Origin of the sequence: Mannheimia granulomatis, from assembly GCF_011455695.1 — a bacterium.
GTDB classification, from domain to species: domain Bacteria; phylum Pseudomonadota; class Gammaproteobacteria; order Enterobacterales; family Pasteurellaceae; genus Mannheimia; species Mannheimia granulomatis_A.
Window position 1 is genome coordinate 1,770,558 of record NZ_CP015030.1, and the last position, 19,089, is coordinate 1,789,646.

19 protein-coding genes are annotated in these 19,089 nt (G+C 38.9%); 6 read left to right on the forward strand and 13 right to left on the reverse strand.

The genetic code is table 11. From position 1 onward, the window contains the following. The first annotated feature begins 11 nt into the window (after positions 1-11). A complete protein-coding gene (locus A4G16_RS08550) occupies positions 12-1,430 on the forward strand; it encodes a sucrose-specific PTS transporter subunit IIBC (protein ID WP_165889521.1) in 1,419 nt (472 codons plus the stop codon). A 93-nt stretch (positions 1,431-1,523) separates the two neighbouring features. Here the strand turns inward: A4G16_RS08550 and map are convergent, their stop codons facing one another. Further along, complete coding sequence (gene map, locus A4G16_RS08555; protein WP_165889522.1) at positions 1,524-2,327, reverse strand: type I methionyl aminopeptidase; 804 nt, start codon at positions 2,325-2,327, stop codon at positions 1,524-1,526. A 75-nt stretch (positions 2,328-2,402) separates the two neighbouring features. Then, entirely contained in the window at positions 2,403-3,068 is a 666-nt protein-coding gene (locus tag A4G16_RS08560; RefSeq protein ID WP_027073606.1) for a 7-cyano-7-deazaguanine/7-aminomethyl-7-deazaguanine transporter, read from the reverse strand. Positions 3,069-3,260: 192 nt separating this feature from the next. On the opposite strand from A4G16_RS08560, the gene A4G16_RS08565 reads away from it, so the two are divergent. Continuing rightward, entirely contained in the window at positions 3,261-3,950 is a 690-nt protein-coding gene (locus A4G16_RS08565; RefSeq protein ID WP_165889523.1) for a pirin family protein, read from the forward strand. Between the two features lie 87 nt (positions 3,951-4,037). Here the strand turns inward: A4G16_RS08565 and hemB are convergent, their stop codons facing one another. The 7 genes from hemB to ubiE form a co-directional block, all read right to left on the reverse strand. Next, entirely contained in the window at positions 4,038-5,057 is a 1,020-nt protein-coding gene (gene hemB, locus A4G16_RS08570; RefSeq protein WP_165889524.1) for a porphobilinogen synthase, read from the reverse strand. Between the two features lie 58 nt (positions 5,058-5,115). Beyond that, positions 5,116-5,871: a twin-arginine translocase subunit TatC gene (gene tatC, locus A4G16_RS08575; protein ID WP_027073603.1), complete on the reverse strand. Its 756-nt coding sequence runs from the start codon at positions 5,869-5,871 to the stop codon at positions 5,116-5,118. Beyond that, the gene (gene tatB, locus A4G16_RS08580) at positions 5,858-6,493 is read right to left on the reverse strand and encodes a Sec-independent protein translocase protein TatB (RefSeq protein WP_165889525.1); all 636 of its coding nucleotides are present in this window, start codon (positions 6,491-6,493) and stop codon (positions 5,858-5,860) included. Before tatB ends, tatC begins: the two co-directional genes overlap by 14 nt. A 3-nt stretch (positions 6,494-6,496) precedes the next feature. After that, positions 6,497-6,742 carry a Sec-independent protein translocase subunit TatA gene (tatA, locus tag A4G16_RS08585; protein WP_165889526.1) on the reverse strand — a complete coding sequence of 82 codons (246 nt, stop codon included), beginning with the start codon at positions 6,740-6,742 and terminating at the stop codon, positions 6,497-6,499. 104 nt (positions 6,743-6,846) lie between these two features. After that, on the reverse strand, positions 6,847-8,484 hold the full coding sequence (ubiB, locus tag A4G16_RS08590) for a ubiquinone biosynthesis regulatory protein kinase UbiB (protein WP_165889527.1): 1,638 nt from the start codon (positions 8,482-8,484) through the stop codon (positions 6,847-6,849). Positions 8,485-8,493: 9 nt separating this feature from the next. After that, complete coding sequence (locus A4G16_RS08595; RefSeq protein ID WP_165889528.1) at positions 8,494-9,174, reverse strand: ubiquinone biosynthesis accessory factor UbiJ; 681 nt, start codon at positions 9,172-9,174, stop codon at positions 8,494-8,496. Positions 9,175-9,191: 17 nt separating this feature from the next. Next, positions 9,192-9,980 carry a bifunctional demethylmenaquinone methyltransferase/2-methoxy-6-polyprenyl-1,4-benzoquinol methylase UbiE gene (gene ubiE / locus A4G16_RS08600; protein ID WP_027073598.1) on the reverse strand — a complete coding sequence of 263 codons (789 nt, stop codon included), beginning with the start codon at positions 9,978-9,980 and terminating at the stop codon, positions 9,192-9,194. 312 nt (positions 9,981-10,292) lie between these two features. Between ubiE and corA the strand changes: the two genes are divergently transcribed. Both corA and A4G16_RS08610 read left to right on the forward strand, forming a co-directional pair. Beyond that, entirely contained in the window at positions 10,293-11,246 is a 954-nt protein-coding gene (corA, locus tag A4G16_RS08605; RefSeq protein WP_165889529.1) for a magnesium/cobalt transporter CorA, read from the forward strand. 165 nt (positions 11,247-11,411) lie between these two features. Further along, positions 11,412-13,211 (forward strand): DUF4153 domain-containing protein, encoded by a 1,800-nt coding sequence (locus tag A4G16_RS08610; RefSeq protein WP_165889530.1) that lies wholly within the window; start codon positions 11,412-11,414, stop codon positions 13,209-13,211. Positions 13,212-13,268: 57 nt separating this feature from the next. Here the strand turns inward: A4G16_RS08610 and A4G16_RS08615 are convergent, their stop codons facing one another. Beyond that, positions 13,269-14,273, reverse strand: a complete 1,005-nt coding sequence (locus A4G16_RS08615) for an ornithine carbamoyltransferase (RefSeq protein ID WP_165889531.1) — start codon at positions 14,271-14,273, stop codon at positions 13,269-13,271. Positions 14,274-14,346: 73 nt separating this feature from the next. Then, a complete protein-coding gene (locus A4G16_RS08620) occupies positions 14,347-15,195 on the reverse strand; it encodes a PhzF family phenazine biosynthesis protein (protein ID WP_165889532.1) in 849 nt (282 codons plus the stop codon). A 281-nt stretch (positions 15,196-15,476) separates the two neighbouring features. On the opposite strand from A4G16_RS08620, the gene A4G16_RS08625 reads away from it, so the two are divergent. After that, complete coding sequence (locus A4G16_RS08625) at positions 15,477-16,811, forward strand: anaerobic C4-dicarboxylate transporter (protein WP_165889533.1); 1,335 nt, start codon at positions 15,477-15,479, stop codon at positions 16,809-16,811. A gap of 76 nt (positions 16,812-16,887) precedes the next feature. Here A4G16_RS08625 and A4G16_RS08630 read toward each other — a convergent pair whose 3' ends face one another. Both A4G16_RS08630 and A4G16_RS08635 read right to left on the reverse strand, forming a co-directional pair. Continuing rightward, a complete protein-coding gene (locus tag A4G16_RS08630; protein WP_165889534.1) occupies positions 16,888-17,298 on the reverse strand; it encodes a DoxX family protein in 411 nt (136 codons plus the stop codon). A 130-nt stretch (positions 17,299-17,428) separates the two neighbouring features. Continuing rightward, positions 17,429-18,106: a phosphoribosyltransferase family protein gene (locus A4G16_RS08635; protein ID WP_165889535.1), complete on the reverse strand. Its 678-nt coding sequence runs from the start codon at positions 18,104-18,106 to the stop codon at positions 17,429-17,431. Positions 18,107-18,223: 117 nt separating this feature from the next. Between A4G16_RS08635 and A4G16_RS08640 the strand changes: the two genes are divergently transcribed. Then, positions 18,224-19,051, forward strand: a complete 828-nt coding sequence (locus A4G16_RS08640; protein ID WP_165889536.1) for a Cof-type HAD-IIB family hydrolase — start codon at positions 18,224-18,226, stop codon at positions 19,049-19,051. The last annotated feature ends 38 nt before the right edge of the window (positions 19,052-19,089 follow it).

A 19,089-nucleotide genomic window follows, 5' to 3' on the forward strand; every position in this document is an offset into this window, starting at 1 on the left:
AGGTAATTACTATGAATTTTTCAAAAATCGCTGAACAGACGATTGCCAAATTAGGTGGCAAAGACAACATCACAACTCTTGCACATTGTGCAACCAGACTTCGTTTAACTCTTGCAGATGAAAGTAAAGTAGATAAAGAAGGTATTGAAAACATCGAAGGCGTAAAAGGTCAATTCTCAACTTCCGGTCAATACCAAATTATCTTCGGTTCAGGCACAGTAAACAGCGTGCATGCCGAAATGCAAAAACAGATGGGTATTGGCGATATGTCTACTTCTGATGTGGCAGCAGCCGGTGCAGCAAATCAACCATTACTACAACGTTTAGTAAAAGGTTTAGCGGATATTTTCGTGCCAATTATTCCTGCTATCGTGGCGGGCGGTCTTTTAATGGGTATCCACTCGATGCTCACCTCTGTTGGATTTTTCTGGGAAGGAGAATCTGTTGTCAGCCGTTATCCGGCAATTGCGGATTTAGTAGATTTCATTAACACTATTGCCAACGCACCATTCGTATTCTTACCGGTGCTACTGGGTTTCTCTGCAACCCGTAAATTCGGCGGTAATCCGTTCTTAGGTGCAGCACTTGGTATGTTATTAGTTCACCCGGCATTGGCTGATGGCTGGAACTATGCGAAAACCTTAATGGAAGGCAACATTAAATATTGGAATGTGTTAGGTTTAGAAATTGAGAAAGTGGGCTATCAAGGTACGGTCATTCCAACTATTGTCTCTGCTTGGGTGTTGGCAACACTTGAAAAAACTTTCCGCCGTTTCGTGCCAAGCTATTTGGATAACTTGGTTACCCCAATGTTCTCGTTGTTTATCGCAGGTGTGTTAGCGTTCACAATTATCGGCCCAATCGGTCGCCAAGCAGGTGATTTAATCACTCATGGTTTAACTTGGTTGTACGATACTTTAGGCTTTATCGGTGGCGGTGTGTTCGGGACATTCTATGCCCCAATTGTTATCACAGGTATGCACCAAACCTTTATCGCGGTGGAAACCCAATTACTCACCAATATGGCGATTTCAGGCGGTACTTTCATCTTCCCAATCGCGGCAATGTCTAACATTGCACAAGGTGCAGCCTGCTTAGGTGTAGCATTTGCGTTAAAAGATGCCAAAGTGCGTGGTTTAGCGGTGCCTTCCGGTATCTCTGCATTATTAGGCATCACTGAGCCTGCCATGTTTGGGGTGAACTTACGCTACCGCCAAGCCTTTATCGCGGCGATGATAGGCTCGGGCTTATCCAGTGCATTTATCGCTTTCTTTAATGTAAAAGCACAAGCATTAGGTGCCGCAGGCTTCTTAGGGATTCCGTCAATCAAACCGGATAGCCTTGCGATGTATTCTGTCGGTATGGCGATTTCATTCGTAGTGGCATTTACCATTTCTGTAATCTGGGTGAAAAAAGCACACTCAAAATAATGGCTGAATAGACATACAAAAGGGATTAAGCTTTCACTTAATCCCTTTTTGCACCGCCTTACAAGCGGTTATTTTTCGCTAAAAATTTACAAGTTAGCTATTTTTCATAATACGAGAAATACACCCGGACTCAATTTCCTCATCACGAATGGTCAGTACTTCACAGCCTTCTTTAGTGACTACAATTTGATGTTCATATTGTGCCGAATGGCTTCTATCCTTAGTTTTCACCGTCCAGCCATCACCCATTAAGCGAACTTCTTTCTTCCCTGCATTAACCATTGGTTCAATAGTAAAGACCATACCTTCTTTGAGTACCACACCACCATCATCTGCTGCGTAGTGAACTACTTGTGGCTCGCAGTGGAATTCTGAGCCTATTCCATGGCCACAATATTCACGTACCACTGAGAAACCTTCTTTTTCCACATATTTTTGAATCGCTGTGCCAATTTCTTTCAATCGAATGCCGGCTTTTACCGTACGAATACCGATATAAAGAGACTCAAGCGTAACATCCATTAAACGCTGATCTCGTACACTTGGCTCACCTACAACATACATCATTGAGTTATCACCATAGTAGCCGTCTTTAATGACCGTCACATCAATATTTAAAATATCTCCCTTTTTCAGTTTTTTATCATCACTTGGAATACCATGACAAACTACTTCATTTAGAGAAATACAAACCGATTTGGGAAAGCCGTGATAGCCTAAACAGGCTGAAGTTGCTCCATTTTGCAAAATATAATCGTGGCAAATTTTATCTAATTCACCGGTAGTCATTCCTTCTTTTACATAAGGCTTAATCATCACTAATACATCTGAAGCTAATTTACAGGCTTCACGCAGTTTTTGAATTTCTTCTTCATTTCTTAACGGGATATTCTTCATTTTTGCTTCTCTTATAAAAAAATTAGGGGGATTATACTCTTTTTCGGCATAATCCCCAAACATCACTTCACATTTCTATTTCAAATCTAATTTCTTCATAATGAAATTTAACATCACACCATAAAGCGGTAAAAATAGTAGAAGGCTTACAAAGAGTTTAAAAGCATAATCAACAGAGCCAATAGTAAACCAATGCTCTGCCATATATTCATCACTGCTTTCATGAAACGCCACAGCGAAAAAGACGAAAGTATCAATTAAAGTACCAAAAATGGTTGAACACATTGGCGCAAGCCACCAATGCTTGCCTTGCCGTAAGCTATTAAACACAAATACATCCAATAATTGCCCAACCAAATAGGCAGCAAAACTGGCTAATGCAATACGAAAGACAAAGAAATTAAAATCTGCTAATGCGGAAAATCCTTGAAATTGGGTTTCAAAGAATAAGACTGAAATCACATAGCTAATAATCAATGCCGGAAACATCACCACAAAAATAATTTTTCTGGCAAGCACAGCACCAAATACACGCACAGTTAAATCGGTTGCCAAGAAAATAAAAGGAAATGTTAAAGTTCCCCACGTTGTCGGGATCATCAACTCCGTAAACGGCACTTGAACTTCAAAGCTAATTTGCACTAAATAGTTGCTGATTGCGATGATAAAAATGTGAAAAAGTGAAAGTAAAATAAGAGAACGACGTTTGTTCTCATCCGAAAAATAAGTTGTAAGGTTCATATTGTCTCCTTTTTAGTTAAACCAGAACTTGAGGTAAGGGAACTCAAGGGGGCAATATTCTATATATTTTCCCATAAAAATCAAGCCCACATTATTTCAAAAAATGAAATAATCAATCTATTAAAAACCTATTTATCAATTTTAAGTATAAAGTAGAATATCGCTATTCAAACACAAAATAAGGAATAGATTATGTTACAACTTAGAAAAGCAAACGAACGTGGCAATGGATCTTTTGACTGGCTTGAGAGCTACCATACTTTTTCATTTGCAAATTATTACGATCCGAAACACATTCATTTTTCACATTTACGTGTAATCAATGAGGACTTTATAGCTCCCAATCATGGCTTTGGGAAACATCCCCACGATAATATGGAAATTTTAACTTATGTATTAAATGGCCGCGTTGCACATGAAGATAGTATGGGCAATAAAACTGAAGTAAAGGCAGGTGAATTTCAGATTATGTCAGCAGGTACAGGAGTTTTCCATTCAGAAGTCAATCCAGATGCTGAGCAAACCCTACATCTTTATCAAATTTGGATTATTCCAAACCAAAAGGATGTTACGCCTCGCTATAGCCAAGACCAATTCGCGCCTAAAGAAGGAGCGACTTTGATTCTTTCACCAAATGCAGAAGCAGGCTCATTTAAAATTTATCAGGATATGAAATTATGGCGCTACCAATACCCAACGGCTAAAGCCGATAAAATCAGCTTAGATGCAAACCGTAGCTACTGGTTACAAGTAGTAAAAGGAAATTTAATCGTAAACGGGGTGGAACTACACACCAGCGATGCTCTAGGCATTCGCCAAGAAACTGCTCTGGAGATTGCAGCTCAAGGCGATATGGAATTTTTACTGTTTGACTTAGTTTAACCAAAAAGCAAGAGGTCATTTTTCGCTAAAATTTTGCAAAATTTTATGAAAAAACGACCGCTTGTTGTATTTACTTAATAGTTTAATTTACTTAGCTTGAGCATCTTCATACAACCATTTTGCCGCACGCTTAGCGAAGTAGGTTAAGATACCATCCGCCCCTGCTCGTTTAAAACAGAGCAAGCCTTCCATAATACATTCACGCTCTTTTAGCCAACCGTTTTGAATGGCAGCCATGTGCATCGCGTATTCACCAGAAACTTGGTAAGCAAAAGTTGGCACACCGAAGTTTTCTTTCACACGCCATACCATATCCAAATAGGGCATTCCCGGTTTTACCATTACCATATCGGCACCTTCTTGAATATCCATTGCGACTTCGTGTAAACCTTCATTCCCATTGGCAGGATCAACTTGGTAAGTATATTTATTACCGCCTTTTAAGTTACCTGCTGAACCTACCGCATCACGGAAAGGGCCATAATAGTTAGAAGCATATTTAGCTGAATACGCCATAATTTGAGTATTAACAAACCCATTGGCTTCCAACGCTTCACGAATTTCCCCGATTCGCCCATCCATCATATCGCTTGGAGCAACAATATCTGCACCTGCTTGGGCATGAGAAAGTGCTTGTTTAACCAATATTTCTGTCGTCACATCATTCAACACATAGCCTGTTTCATCAATAATGCCATCTTGCCCGTGAGTTGTGAATGGATCTAATGCCACATCGGTAATCACACCCAATTCAGGATAAGCTGATTTTAATGCTCGTACCGCTCGTTGTACCAAGCCTTCCAGATTGTACGCTTCTTCTGCCATTAAGGATTTTTTTTCCTCGCCAACCACAGGAAATAATGCCACTGCAGGCACACCATATTTCACTAATTCTGCTGCCTCAAGTAAAAGTTGATCGATAGTTAATCGCTCCACCCCTGGCATTGAAGGTACTTGCACACGTTGATTTTCGCCTTCAATCACAAAGACAGGATAAATCAAATCATTTGCCGTTAATTGATTTTCCGCTACCAAACGGCGGCTGAAATCATGTTTGCGTAAACGACGCATACGACGTAAAGGGAATTGAGATTGAATCACTTGCATTTTAAATTTCCTAAAATAATAAAGGCACAGCCACAGGTGCTATGCCTTTGTAAAAATATTATTGTGCTGCCTGCTCTGAGTGTTCTTCATCATCTTTTGGCCGATAGAATTTGGCACATAACACACCTACTTCAAACAACAAACACATTGGGATTGCCAATAGAGTCTGAGAGAAAATATCCGGTGGAGTCAGTAGCATACCAATTACAAACGCAGCAACGATAATATACGGACGTTTTTCCTTTAAATCTTCCGGTGTGGTTACACCAGACCAGCAGAGCAAGATAATCGCTACCGGCACCTCAAAACAGATACCGAATGCCATAAAAATAGTTAAAACGAAATCAAGATAACTGCTGATATCCGTTGCCATTGTTACCCCTTCCGGAGCCGTTGAAGTTAGAAAACCAAACACTAATGGGAATACAACGTAATAGGCAAACGCAACACCGCAATAAAATAACAAAGTACTTGAAACTAACAGCGGATAAACCAAACGCTTTTCCTGCTTATAAAGCGCAGGTGCAACAAACGCCCAAATTTGGTACAGAATAAAAGGAACGGACAGAAATACCGACACAACAATCGTTAATTTAATCGGGGTAAAAAACGGTGTGGCAACATTCGTTGCAATCATCGTTGCCCCTTCGGGTAAATTATCGGTTAAAGGTGTGGCTAGTAAAGTATAGATGTCGTTTGCCCAATAGACCAGAGTACAAAAAACGATTAAAACGCATAAAAAGCAACGTAATAATCGATTTCTCAGCTCAATTAAATGGGTGATCAGCGGTTGGGATTCATCAACTTCTGCCATTTTTCCCCTCCGATTTTTGCTCTGCCTCTACCATTGCAAAATCATCATCCGGTGGATAATAAGATTCAAGCTGCAGGAGTGATTCGTCCATCTCCGCATGCTCTGCAATTTCATCGGCAGAAAGTTCGTTTTCTGCTTTATCCACATTTAATTGCGCATCCAAACCATCAGTATCAAGCGGTTGATTTTTTGCATTTTTTTGCAATTCTTGCGCTTCTAATTCTTGGCTTTCCTGCTCAATTTTTTGTTGGATCTCAGCAACTTGCTCATCAGTTAATTTTGCAGCAGTACTGACTTCTGCTGCCTGATTCTCAAAGTCATTTTTGGCAGAATTTAAAGAGTCTTGCAATTGCGTTGCCGACATTTTTAAATCTTCAACAGTTTTGCTTAATTCAGGCGAAAGCGAACCGATGTTCAATTCCTCCGCTTTCTTAATACTCTCTTTTAACTCTTGCAGCTTCAGCTCTTGGGCCAGTTCATTCTGTACATTTGCGGCTAAACCTCGAATTGCACTGATCCAGCCCATTACGGTGCGAATCGCAATCGGCATGCGTTTGGGGCCTAGCACCACTAAGCCCACAATCATAATCAATACTAATTCAGAAAAACCTACATCAAACACGGATTAAACCTGCTCTTTATCTTTTACAACAGTTTGTTGCTCTGTTGAAACTCTTTCTTTTACTTCAACCACTTCAACTTTTTCAACATTCTCAAATCCTGCATCTTTTTTCTCATCAGACATTGCTTTTTTAAAGCCCTTAACTGATTCACCTAAATCAGAACCTAAAGTACGTAATTTTTTTGTTCCGAAAAGTAACACAATGATTGCTACTACAATCAGAAGCTGCCAAATACTAATACCGCCCATAAAAACTCCTTTCATTTTAGTTGGGTGAATAAAACTTTGCTTATTATATGTCACTTTGACATATAAAAAAGCGATTTTGCAAAAAATTCCTAAAAAACGACCGCTTATTTGCGTTGACTCAAAATCGCTGTAAGAGGAAATAAGGTCAATAATGGCACACTCAACCACAGAGGCAAAGACTCAAATTTCCAAAATGTGCCAAGGATCACAGTTACTGAAAGCAAGAGAACAATAAAGCGACTGTTCTTGCTTGCATTTTGTACTTTTAAACTCTCATTAATTTCTGCCAGCCTAAAGTTAATTTGCTTTTGCTGCTGGAGTGCCTTAAATACAGCTTCAGGGAATTCGGCAAAATGCTCCCGATATTGCGGTAAACGCTGCTTAATGTCTCGGATCATCGCCTTTACGCCCACTTGCTCATTTAACCAGTTTTGCAAAAACGGTTTTGCCGTTTGCCATAAATCGAGCTGTGGATAAACTTGTCTACCCAAGCCTTCAATATAAAGTAAGGTTTTTTGCAGTAACACCAATTGCGGCTGCACTTCCATATTAAATTCTCTAGCGACATTAAAGAGATTCAGCAAAACATGCCCAAAAGAAATCTCAGATAAAGGCTTGGCGAAAATCGGCTCACATACCTCACGGAATGCCTGCTCGAATTTATCAATATCGGTATCTGGCGGTGTCCAACCCGATTCCACGTGCATTAGTGCCACACGGCGATAATCTCGGTTAAAAAAGGCAACAAAACTTTCCGCTAAATAGCGTTTATCGTTATGGTTCAAAGTACCAACAATGCCGCAGTCAATACCAATATATTGTGGATTATGCGGATGTTCACGGTTGACGAAAATGTTACCGGCGTGCATATCGGCATGGAAAAAACTGTCACGGAACACTTGGGTAAAAAACACCTGCACACCACGCTCCGCCAGCAATTTCATATTGGTACCATTTGCTTCAAGCTCCGCAATATTCGACACTGGAATGCCGTAAATACGTTCCATTACAATCAGATTCTTACGACAAAACGCTTGATACATTTCCGGCACATACAACATTTCGCTGTTTTCAAAATTGCCACGCAAACGCATTGCATTACTCATCTCTTTGAGCAAATCCAGTTCGTCTAAAATGGTTTTTTCATACTCTCGCACCACCTCAACCGCACGCAGCCGTTTGCCGTCATTGGATAATTTCGGAATCAAACGGGCAAGTTTGTACATTAATGCCAAGTCAGATTTAATTACAGGTTCAATGCCCGGGCGAATTACTTTCAACACCACATCTTTGCCGGCAAGTGGTTGATTTTGATTGAATTTTGCCGTATGAACTTGAGCGATCGAAGCCGATGCCAACGCATTTTCATCAAAATCCTCAAACCAAGTTTCAAGCGAACCGTCCAAGGCTTGTTCCATAATCCGGCGGGCAATTTTGCCATCAAACGGCTCCACTTTATCTTGCAATAAGGCTAGTTGATCGGCAAGCTCTGGGGCGAAAAGATCTCGGCGGGTAGCAAGCATCTGCCCTAATTTAATCCAAACAGGTCCAAGCTCTTGCAACGCCAAACGCAAGCGCACACCATATTCTTTATCCTTATGTTGATTTTTTACCCAAAATAACGCTTTACGCCCCCACTTCACTTTGCGGGTGAAAGGCACGTCCAAAATTACCTCATCAATGCCGTATCGTAAAAAGGTGTGGATAATCTGGTAAAGGCGACGACTATTTTTAAATTGCATTAATGGTTCCTAATTTTGCACAAATGCTTGCGTTTGAGCATCAGCTTGCTGGCTCGAAGAGCGAACGTAGTGAGTAAATTTTTGCTCTAATTTGACCGCTTGTTGTGCCAATTCTTCCACTTGATCGTAAAAATGCACTGCTTGCAAACGGTGAACCAACACCGGTCTTTCTTGCATTAAATTCTCAACTAAATGTTGATTATTTTGCGTAAATTGAGCCTTAGCTTTATGAAATAATTTTTTGGCGAAATCGGTTGAGGTTTGTGCTACTACATCTCCCACAAACGGGGAAAGCAGCTCTGCCGGATTTTTTTCCAACTGTTCCAAAAGTGCAGTAAAATGCTGTAACACCTGAATATCACCGTTTAGCACGAGCGATTTATTATTGATTAAATCGGTGAGCTTTTGTTTATCAGCTAATTTCGGTAGCGTTTCAAAAGCTAGTTCTACCGAACAATCTACCTCATCCTCATACACACCTAACCAATCGGTACGCTCTTCGTTAAACAATACAAAAAATGCAATTTTCGGCGATGTTAACTGAATTTTTAATACTTTTCCCGATAATTTACGCAAATTTGGCTCAACGTGAGGGGAACGTTTGAGTAATGCATTAAAAGCGGTTTCAACTAAACCAAATGCAAATTGGGGTAACATTAGTTGCTGGGTTAAATTCTGTAAATTTGCCATAAATGCACCTAAGCTTCTTAAAATTTGTAACCACGATGCAATGCCACAATACCAGCACTCAAATTGTAGTAATTGACGCTATCAAAGCCGGCATTTTCCATCATTGCTTTCAATTCATCTTGTTTCGGGTGCATACGGATAGATTCCGCCAAATAGCGGTAACTTTCCGCATCGTTTACTACCACTTCGCCTACTTTCGGTAAAATATTAAAGGAGTAGAAATTATAAAGCTGGCTGATTGGGTCAATAATCGGCTTGGAGAATTCCAGCACCAGCAAGCGACCGCCTGGTTTTAACACACGCAACATTGAGCGAAGAGCTTTATCTTTATCAGTCACATTTCGTAGGCCGAAGCTGATCACAATACAATCGAAGGTATTATCGGCAAACGGCAAACATTCAGCGTTCGCCTGTACATAGCTCACATTGCCAACTACGCCTAAATTGCGTAATTTCTCCCGCCCAACTTCGAGCATTGAACTGTTAATATCAGCTAGCACCACTTCGCCGCTTTCCCCCACAATACGAGAAAATTTCGCAGTGAAATCGCCCGTTCCACCGGCCAAATCTAACACTTTTTGACCTTTACGAACGCCACTGCAATCAATGGTAAAACGTTTCCAAACGCGGTGAATACCAAATGAAAGTAAATCGTTCATTAAATCGTATTTTCCTGCCACGCTGTGAAAAACATTTGCCACAAGTTGCTGTTTTTCTTCCTTTGCGACAGTTTTAAAGCCAAAATGAGTGGTCTCCACCTGTGAGCTTAGGCTCTCATTTTTTTCGGATTGTTGCTCATCATTCATAGTCAATTTCTCTTTCTCAAAATTTTGGTGTAACCATAGCAAAAAAGCGGTCGTTTTTCCTTAAAATTTTGCAAAAATTTCTAAGTAAATAACCGCTTGCTTGGCTCTGACTTGACTAGAAAAGCCAAATTCTGTAACATTCGCACACTATTTTTTCTTGAGGATTACACATTTGGACAGTCACAGTCGATACTTACTCGCTATTTAAACCTATCTTGTCTAACCTCAACGTTACCGACAAGGTCGGTAATGCTCGCCTAGTATCTTTTTTGTTCCTTTTTGTCATTACCTCCTAACCACTTGGAGATTACAATGATCCGTGCTTTTGCATTAGACAACGCACGTTTAACCAGCGTTGATGAAACTAACCCAACTTTGCTCAATGATGCGATTTGGATAGATCTTATCGACCCTTCTGATGCAGAAAGAAGCGTGCTAGAGAACCGTTTAGATCAAACCCTTGCAGAAGAACACGAATTAGAAGACTTAGAAGCTTCTGCTCGTTTCTTTGAAGACGAAGACGGCTTACACCTTCACTCTTTTTTCTATTGTTTGGATGATGAAGACTACGCTGATATTGCCACCGTTGCTTTTACCATCCGTGATGGGCGCTTATTTACTCTTCGTGATCGCGATTTGCCCGCATTTCGTTTATATCGTATGCGTTCACGCCGCGAAAAGCTGATCGACAGTAATGCTTATGAGCTTTTACTTGACTTATTTGAAACCAAAATTGAGCAGTTAGCCGATGTAATTGAAGAAGTCTATGCCGATTTGGAAAAGTTAAGCCGTGTGATTTTAGATGGTAAACGTGAGCAGGATAACTTTAACGATGCCCTCTCTCGCTTAACTGAATTTGAAGATGCCAGCTCAAAAGTACGTTTGTGTTTGATGGATACCCAACGTGCCTTAAGTTTCTTACTGCGTAAAACACGGTTGCCGAATAATCAACTTGAACAGGCCCGTGATATTATGCGAGATATTGAATCTCTGCAGCCGCATAATGAATCGTTATTCCAGAAGGTGAACTTTTTAATGCAAGCGGCAATGGGTTATATCAATATTGAGCAGAACCGTATTATGAAATTCTTCTCAGTAGTGTCGGTAATGTTCCTACCGGCGACATTGGTTGCCTCTACTTACGGTATGAACTTTGAGTTTATGCCTGAATTACATTTTAAATATGGCTATCCAATGGCGATTGGTTTAATGATTCTCGCTGCATCTGCACCTTACATTTACTTTAAACGTAAGGGTTGGTTATAAATAAGAAAGCCTATAGTTTAATAAACTATAGGCTTTCTTATTATTCAACACCTGATTATTTAATAAACAATCAATTAAAATAAAGCGAAAAGCTTCACTTTACGCTTTAAAGTAAAATTTGATTTTGTTATACTGCAAAGCATATTCATTAAATAGGAGATATTTATGTTTAGCAAACTACAACGTTTTAGTGTGATGATTAAAAATGCGATCATCAAGCATCCGATTGAAATTTTATTTGTAACCTATGTCACAGTAATATTAATGCCAAATGTTGGTCATTATGATTTATTCAACGCATTTCATAATTTAATTGCTCTTGCCCCGATTTGTTTTATTGTGCTTTATTTGGCTCGTAATACAAAGGCTTACTGGTTCTTAATTCCGTTGCCGATTGCAACCGCACTGTTTTATAGCGATATCAAACTTGAGCTTTTAGAAGATTCCCGCTATTGGGCAGTAGTACTTTGTACTTTCCTCTGTTTGATTAGCCAGCATTGGCATAAAAATAACTATAATTTCGTCAGTCAAATGACCAATAAGTTGGTGAATATCACCTTTGCTTTTGTCCTCGCTACCATTATTTTTGGTGCTCTCAGTTGTATTACTTTTGCCATTACAGAGCTGTTTAATCTTAATAAATACGACTACACTATTTTCAAACAGTTTTGGGTGTTTTCTATCCTTTGGGCGTTCCCCGTTCTTTTTTTAACCCTTGAGAATCAACATTCTGCCAATGATTCCTCCTATTTAAATCGTGTAGGTGAAATGTTGCTGAATTGGATTTTATCACCGGCTTTGATTATCTACACTGCTATTATTTACGCTTATGTGGTCTTTATTGCTTTACAAGGTCAAATGCCAAATGGTGTGGTTGCAAACGTTGCATTCCCTTATTTAACCCTTGGTTTGGCAATACAAGCGGTGCAATTATTGTTACAAAATGCAAAATGGCAATGGTTCTACCGTTACTTCGCTTACTTAGCATTATTGCCGTTAGCCTTAATTTGGTATGCAATTTACATTCGATTAAATCACTATGGCTTAACCGAAGCACGCATTTATTTGGTAATTGGTACTATTACACTCTCTATCTGCTACAGCTTATTAATTTCAAAAAGCTTGGCACAATATCGTTTATTCTCAGTTATCTCAATTGTAGTAATTTTATTTTCAGTCTTTATTCTAGATCCACAAGAAATCGCCCGTGAAGATCAAACCCAACGTTTAGATAGCTATTTAGTAAAACATAAATTATTAGATGCTAATAATAAAATCGACACACAAGCTGTGCTTGAACATAAAAAAGCATTAGGTGAAAACCGTGATGAAATTGAGCATTTAGACTCAATGATTCGCTACATTGCAAAGGAATATACTGTCGAACAATTTAAGCAAAAATATGGCATAGAATCAGGCTATGACCTGATCTATAAAACAAGTGAAAGAAATTATGATTCAGCTACTTTTGAAGCAAGCAATTCCGAATTTATTCGATTAACTAGAGACGATATGAAAAATGCTCAAGAATATATTATTTTCAATTTGAGATACTATCGTCCAAATCGTCTCAATAATCATGCGGCTGATAATAAACAGTGCAAAAAATTAATCAGCCAAGCTTATGATTTCAAAACCTTAAACAAACAAGATAAGTATGAAAATATCAACCAAGAGTGCGATAAAATTCAAGAAACGCCAACTGAGTTTATTATTGAATTTTCAGGTATTGAGCCGAATATCAAATTTAATATTAACGATGCAGTGAAGAAAGTCTTTGATAAGCATAATTTATCAATGAACGAACGCCATAAAACAGATATGTTAGATAAAGTTAAGGCTGATTTACTTAAACTCGATTTGGGTAACGCGGAATTATCACTAAATTATATCGAATTAAGGTTTATTGAAGATACTGGCTATGTAGTTGAAAGCATTAGAACAAACTATTTAATGTTGAAGTAAGACCAAAAACAAAAACGGATTATCTTTTTAGATAATCCGTTTTTTAATCAGCTAAAACTAAGCTAAACTTGCCACCATTACCGCTTTAATCGTGTGCATACGGTTCTCCGCCTGCTCAAATGCCACATTAGCCGGTGATTCAAACACCTCTTCTGTTACCTCAATGCCATTTACTAACTCAGGATATTTTTCTGCAATCTCTTTACCTACTTTGGTCTCGCTATTATGGAAAGCCGGTAAACAATGCATAAATTTCACTTTCGGGTTGCCTGTTGCTTTCATTAGTTCAGGTGTGACACGGTAAGGCATTAATAAATTAATACGCTCCCCCCAGCTATCTAATGGCTCGCCCATCGAAACCCATACATCGGTATGGACAAAATCAACGCCTTTTATTGCTGTATCAATATCTTCAGTAACAGTGATTCGCGCCCCAGATTGCTCAGCAAATTTCCGGCACATTTCAACTAATGAAGCTTCAGGTAATAAAGCTTTAGGTGCGCAAATACGCACATCCATACCCAATTTTGCCCCAATTAATAACAACGAATTTCCCATATTGTTACGAGCATCACCAATATACACATAGCTAATTTGGCTTAACGGTTTCTCACAGTTTTCAATCATTGTTAGAACGTCTGCTAACATTTGGGTTGGGTGGAATTCATCCGTTAAACCGTTAAACACCGGCACGCCGGCATAATCTGCCAACTCTTGTACCACCGATTGTTTAAAACCACGATACTGAATGGCATCATACATTCTGCCAAGCACTCGGGCAGTATCTTTCATAGATTCCTTATGCCCGATTTGTGAGGAAGTTGGATCAATATAGGTTACATGAGCCCCTTGATCGTAAGCTGCTACTTCAAAAGCACAACGTGTGCGAGTCGAGGTTTTCTCAAAAATTAAAGCGATATTTTTGCCTTTTAAAGTTTGTTGCTCTGTGCCTGCATATTTCGCCCGTTTTAAATCACGTGCTAAATCTAACAAAAAGCGGATTTCCCGCTCGGTATGATTTACCAAGCTTAAAAGATGTCTGTTTTTTAAATTAAATGCCATTATGTTCTCCCTGTAAAACCCAATTATATTTATGCTTTATTATTGCATAAAAATTCATTCTATAGAAATAATTTTAAGGTAAATAAAATTCCCCTTTTCCAACTTGAATTACTTTTCCCCCCACAAAAATAGTATTTGTCTCATCTACTTTTAAGGATAAGCGATTTGGCCTGCCCATTTCATCGCCTTGTAAAATCCTTAATTCGAGCGGTGTTAAACTTTGTTTAACATGCCAACCACCTAAATTTGCCGCAGCTGAGCCGGTTCCCGGATCTTCTATCACTGCACCTTGGCTACTAAAAAACAGACGCACTTTTGCCTGCTGAGCCTCTCTAAACCAAACGTACATTTGCGGAATGTTATCTTTAGACACCGCCTTTTCTATAAAGAGATTTGCATTTATTTTGCAATTTTTGACCGCTTGTTCAGAAGATAGCTCAACTAATAATTGTGCGGCACCTGTATTTACCCAGCTAGGAGAAGAAGCAATATCATCGACAGTTAATCCTAAAATTTCAGCACATTCCTCTTTAGTTAAAGGCGCGTCCTCTACTTCCGCACCATGATTAATAGCAAATGTAATGAGCTCGCCTTGATGTTGAATTTCAACTAAACCAGCGTTAGTTTGTAGGAAGTAATCAGCAGGTAAATGTAAGAGAGAATGTAAAACAAATGCCGCTCCCACAGTCGGATGACCGGCAAACGGCATTTCGTAATCAGGTGTAAAAATTTTTAATTTTTTAACCGCTTGCGGCAAGGGAGAAGATTGAACAAACACGACTTCAGATAAATTAAATTGACGAGCAATCAACTGCATTTCAGCATCATTTAATCCATCTGCCTCATAAAAGACAGCGAGTGGATTACCCCCAAAATGGCTCTCGGCAAAAACATTCACCAAAAAATACGCATATTTTCGCATACACACCTCACCATGAATAATTATGCAACAAAGCAGTTATATTTAAATGCTTATCGAATGTAGTTTATCAAAGCCAAGAAATACCATCAAGGCTGTACTTTTTTTGTCTATATAACCTCAATTTTTTCATATTGTACAATATACAATCATATCGCTTAAATTTTTATGACATCTACCCTTATAGAGTTATTTATTTTTGATTTAATTCAAAGTATTCGGAAATGGCTAGGAGTAAACTGCAACCTAGTGATTATTTTTTAATTTTATATTTGAGGTTCTATATGCTATATGCAGAATTTTTGCTTTTATTAGCCTTTTTATATGCCGGTAGCCGCTATGGTGGTATCGGCTTAGGGGTTGTTTCAGGAATAGGTTTATTCGTGGAAGTATTCTTCCTCGGAATGCCACTTTCAGCGCCACCAATTAGTGTAATGCTGGTTATTTTAGCCGTAGTCACCTGTGCTTCTATTTTAGAAGCCGCCGGCGGTTTAAAATTTATGCTACAAATCGCAGAGCGTATTTTACGTAGTAATCCGAAACGTATTACCTTTTTAGGCCCGCTCGTTACCTATATTATGACCTTAATGCTAGGTACTGGTCATTCTGTGTACTCCATTATGCCAATTATCGGTGATATTGCCCTTAAAAATAAAATCCGCCCGGAACGTCCGATGGCAGCAGCTTCTGTCGCTTCCCAGTTAGGGATTACAGGTAGCCCGTTATCTGCAGCAGTTGCCTATTACTTAACAGAAATAACCAAATTACCGGGCTTTGAAGGGGTGACATTATTAAATGTAGTTGGGGTAACTATTATCGCAACATTTTGTGGTGTGATTGCAATGTCTTTATACAGCTTACGTCGTGGTAAAGAGTTGGACGATGATCCTGAATATCAACGCCGTATGAAAGACCCCGAATTACGTAAACAAATTGAGGAAACCAGTGCTACCTCTTTAGATGAGCAGCTCCCGGCAAGTGCGAAAAATTCGGTTTATTTATTCCTAGCGGCAATTGCAACTATTGTTGCGATTGCGATGATGCCATCTATCAAACCAACTGTTGCCTCAACAAGCAAAGTAGCAGGAATGGATCAAATCATTCAAATCGTGATGCTGACTTTCGGTGGCTTAATTTTAGTTTTAACTAAAACCGATCCGAAAAAAGTACCAAATGGTATTGTATTTAAATCCGGTATGGTAGCGGCAATTGCCATTTTCGGTATCGCTTGGATGAGTGATACTTACTTTACCTACGCCATGCCTGCGTTTAAAGAAGGCGTAACTGAAATGGTTAAAGCCCAACCTTGGACATTCGCCTTCGCACTCTTTGCAGTTTCTGTCGTAGTAAATAGCCAAGCAGTTACAGCAAAAATGCTATTACCTGTCGGTATCGCCATGGGCTTACCAGCCCCACTATTAGTTGGTTTAATGCCTGCAACTTATGCTTACTTCTTTATTCCAAACTATCCTTCAGATATCGCAACAGTAAACTTTGACGTAACAGGCACAACTAAAATCGGAAAATACTACTTCAACCACAGTTTTATGGCACCAGGTTTAATCGGTGTTATCACTGCATGTTTAGTCGGTATTGCGCTTGCAAATGTCTTAATTTAATCCATTAAAAAACAAGCGGTCATATTTAGTAAAAATTTTACCAAATATGACCGCTTGTCAGCTTAAATAAGTACGGTTATGCCTTATTGAATAATTTTGCATCTAATGAATATTTACCGCCACCAACAAAAATATAAGTGAGGAATAATACTGAATATACACCTGCCAACTCCCCGCCATTTAATAATGGTAATAAAACATTACCTTGAGCACCATGAATAATAAAAAATGCATACGCCATCATACCCGAAAGGATAAAGGCAGTTTGGCGAGTAAATAGCCCTAAAATAAAGAATGTACCGCCAACAATCTCTAAAATACCGCCGGCACCATAAATTGAGAAAAGTGGTACACTACCGTTTCCATTGGTCATTGACATTGGGAACTCAAAGAATTTTGCTGTACCGTGAAGTAGGAACATATAACCTGCAACAATTCGAGTAATTAAAAGAGCAAGTGGTTGTAATTTGTCTAAAGTTGAATTCATAACGCTTTCCTTAATTGTGAAATTTGTTAAATAAAAGTAAATAAATTTAAGGTGCGAATTCTAATTTAAAATCTTTAAATTGATAATATGATATTTATAAAATAAATTATTTACTATAAGAAAAGAATCATTAAGCTCTAGCTAATGTCCAAACCTGAATTTCCTCAACTCCCGCTTTTAATAATTCTACACAAATCACATTCAGCGTTGAGCCTGTGGTGATGACATCATCAACAATAGCAACTCGTTTATACGCCTTTAAAGGATGATAACCAAATGCTCCACGTAAGTTTTTTCGCCGTTCATGTGCTGTTAGCTCACGCTGAGAAGTTGTTGCACGATTTCGAGTTAAACTTTGCGTATCTAACGGAATTTGTAGCCATTTTGCCAGCCATTGACTTAACAATGTTGCTTGGTTAAATCCCCTTGACCAATTTCGCTGCCAAAATAGTGGTACCGGCATAATCACCTCTGGCAGAACAAGCCCTCTTTCTCGCTGGGCTTCTTTAATCGCAAGCAGTAATTGACGAGAAAGAGCCTGATCTAACCAATATTGAGACTGAAATTTAAGGCGATGAATCCAATGAGAAAGTGGCATATGATACTCTGCAACACGTACTAACTTATGCCATTTCGGCTCATTTCGTAAACAATAACCACAAGACTGTCGATTCTCCCTCAAACTCATTCCACAATGCCCGCAATAAGGCCGGTTTTTAATTAATTTCTGACAACTGGTGCAAAAACCATGGATTCCAATATTTAAAGGTCTATCACAATGAAAACAACGAAAGCCTAATATCCCCACATCCCCTCCTTTTCTTTGCAGATTATCAAAATTACGGCTGTTTTTTCGGACTATTTTTGTGACATTGCTCGAAAAAAGAGTAAAATCTTTCCATTGTTCAAATAAAAGGAAAAGTAGATGAAATCCCTAAAACAACCAATAAAAATTGTCTTTTTCGATATTGATGACACTTTATATGTTAAACATAAAACTTATATTCCGGCATCTATCACAGAACAAGTTCTGCCTCGCTTGAAAGCAAAGGGCATCATTCCTGCTATCGCCACCGGACGGAATCACGGCTGCTTCCCCAAAGCCTTACAACCTTATCTTAATCCGGAAACCGGCTTTGAGCTTTTTGTCACCATTAACGGGCAATATAATTTCTATAAAGACCAGATAATTAGTGATTATTCCTTAAGCTGCGAACAAATTGAGCGAATTATCACGAAAGCGAATGAATTGGGGATTATTTACGCCTTTGTTACACCAATGACGATTGCAGTTTCAGATACTAACCCCATCGTACACGAAGCTGTGTTACCGATTACCCCAAATTATCTAATCGATCCTAACTATCACAAAAAAGATATCCAAGAAAGAGAAGCCATAGTTCAGATGCTTCTGTTCTATCCTGAAGGTCAAAAACAAGCGGTTGAAAATAGCGGACTTTTTGCAAATGATTTAAAAGAGGCTCGCTGGCACCCCTATGCGGTCGATATTTTAAGAAAAGAAAACTCAAAAGCCCGAGGTATAAAAGATGTATTAGAACACCTCAATATTGATATTGAAAGCTCAATGGCATTTGGTGATGGGATTAATGATCTAGAAATGTTACCAACTGTCGGCTTCGGAGTTGCAATGGGAAATGGCGAACCTGAATTAAAAGCAGTGGCGGACTTTGTAACCAAACCAATTGAGGAAGATGGGATCTTATACGCCCTTGAAACCTTAGGAGTGATCTAAACAAAAGCGGTTGTAAATTGTTACTAATTTATAACCGC

Coding starts and splice junctions, on each gene's coding strand:
- A4G16_RS08625 (WP_165889533.1), top strand. CDS start 15,477: ATGCTATATGCAGAATTTTTGCTTTTATTAGCCTTTTTATATGCCGGT.
- A4G16_RS08560 (WP_027073606.1), bottom strand. CDS start 3,068: ATGAACCTTACAACTTATTTTTCGGATGAGAACAAACGTCGTTCTCTT.
- hemB (WP_165889524.1), bottom strand. CDS start 5,057: ATGCAAGTGATTCAATCTCAATTCCCTTTACGTCGTATGCGTCGTTTA.
- map (WP_165889522.1), bottom strand. CDS start 2,327: ATGAAGAATATCCCGTTAAGAAATGAAGAAGAAATTCAAAAACTGCGT.
- ubiE (WP_027073598.1), bottom strand. CDS start 9,980: ATGAATGATGAGCAACAATCCGAAAAAAATGAGAGCCTAAGCTCACAG.
- A4G16_RS08550 (WP_165889521.1), top strand. CDS start 12: ATGAATTTTTCAAAAATCGCTGAACAGACGATTGCCAAATTAGGTGGC.
- tatA (WP_165889526.1), bottom strand. CDS start 6,742: ATGGGCGGTATTAGTATTTGGCAGCTTCTGATTGTAGTAGCAATCATT.
- A4G16_RS08620 (WP_165889532.1), bottom strand. CDS start 15,195: ATGCGAAAATATGCGTATTTTTTGGTGAATGTTTTTGCCGAGAGCCAT.
- corA (WP_165889529.1), top strand. CDS start 10,293: ATGATCCGTGCTTTTGCATTAGACAACGCACGTTTAACCAGCGTTGAT.
- A4G16_RS08640 (WP_165889536.1), top strand. CDS start 18,224: ATGAAATCCCTAAAACAACCAATAAAAATTGTCTTTTTCGATATTGAT.
- A4G16_RS08610 (WP_165889530.1), top strand. CDS start 11,412: ATGTTTAGCAAACTACAACGTTTTAGTGTGATGATTAAAAATGCGATC.
- A4G16_RS08565 (WP_165889523.1), top strand. CDS start 3,261: ATGTTACAACTTAGAAAAGCAAACGAACGTGGCAATGGATCTTTTGAC.
- tatC (WP_027073603.1), bottom strand. CDS start 5,871: ATGGCAGAAGTTGATGAATCCCAACCGCTGATCACCCATTTAATTGAG.
- A4G16_RS08595 (WP_165889528.1), bottom strand. CDS start 9,174: ATGGCAAATTTACAGAATTTAACCCAGCAACTAATGTTACCCCAATTT.
- A4G16_RS08615 (WP_165889531.1), bottom strand. CDS start 14,273: ATGGCATTTAATTTAAAAAACAGACATCTTTTAAGCTTGGTAAATCAT.
- A4G16_RS08630 (WP_165889534.1), bottom strand. CDS start 17,298: ATGAATTCAACTTTAGACAAATTACAACCACTTGCTCTTTTAATTACT.
- ubiB (WP_165889527.1), bottom strand. CDS start 8,484: ATGCAATTTAAAAATAGTCGTCGCCTTTACCAGATTATCCACACCTTT.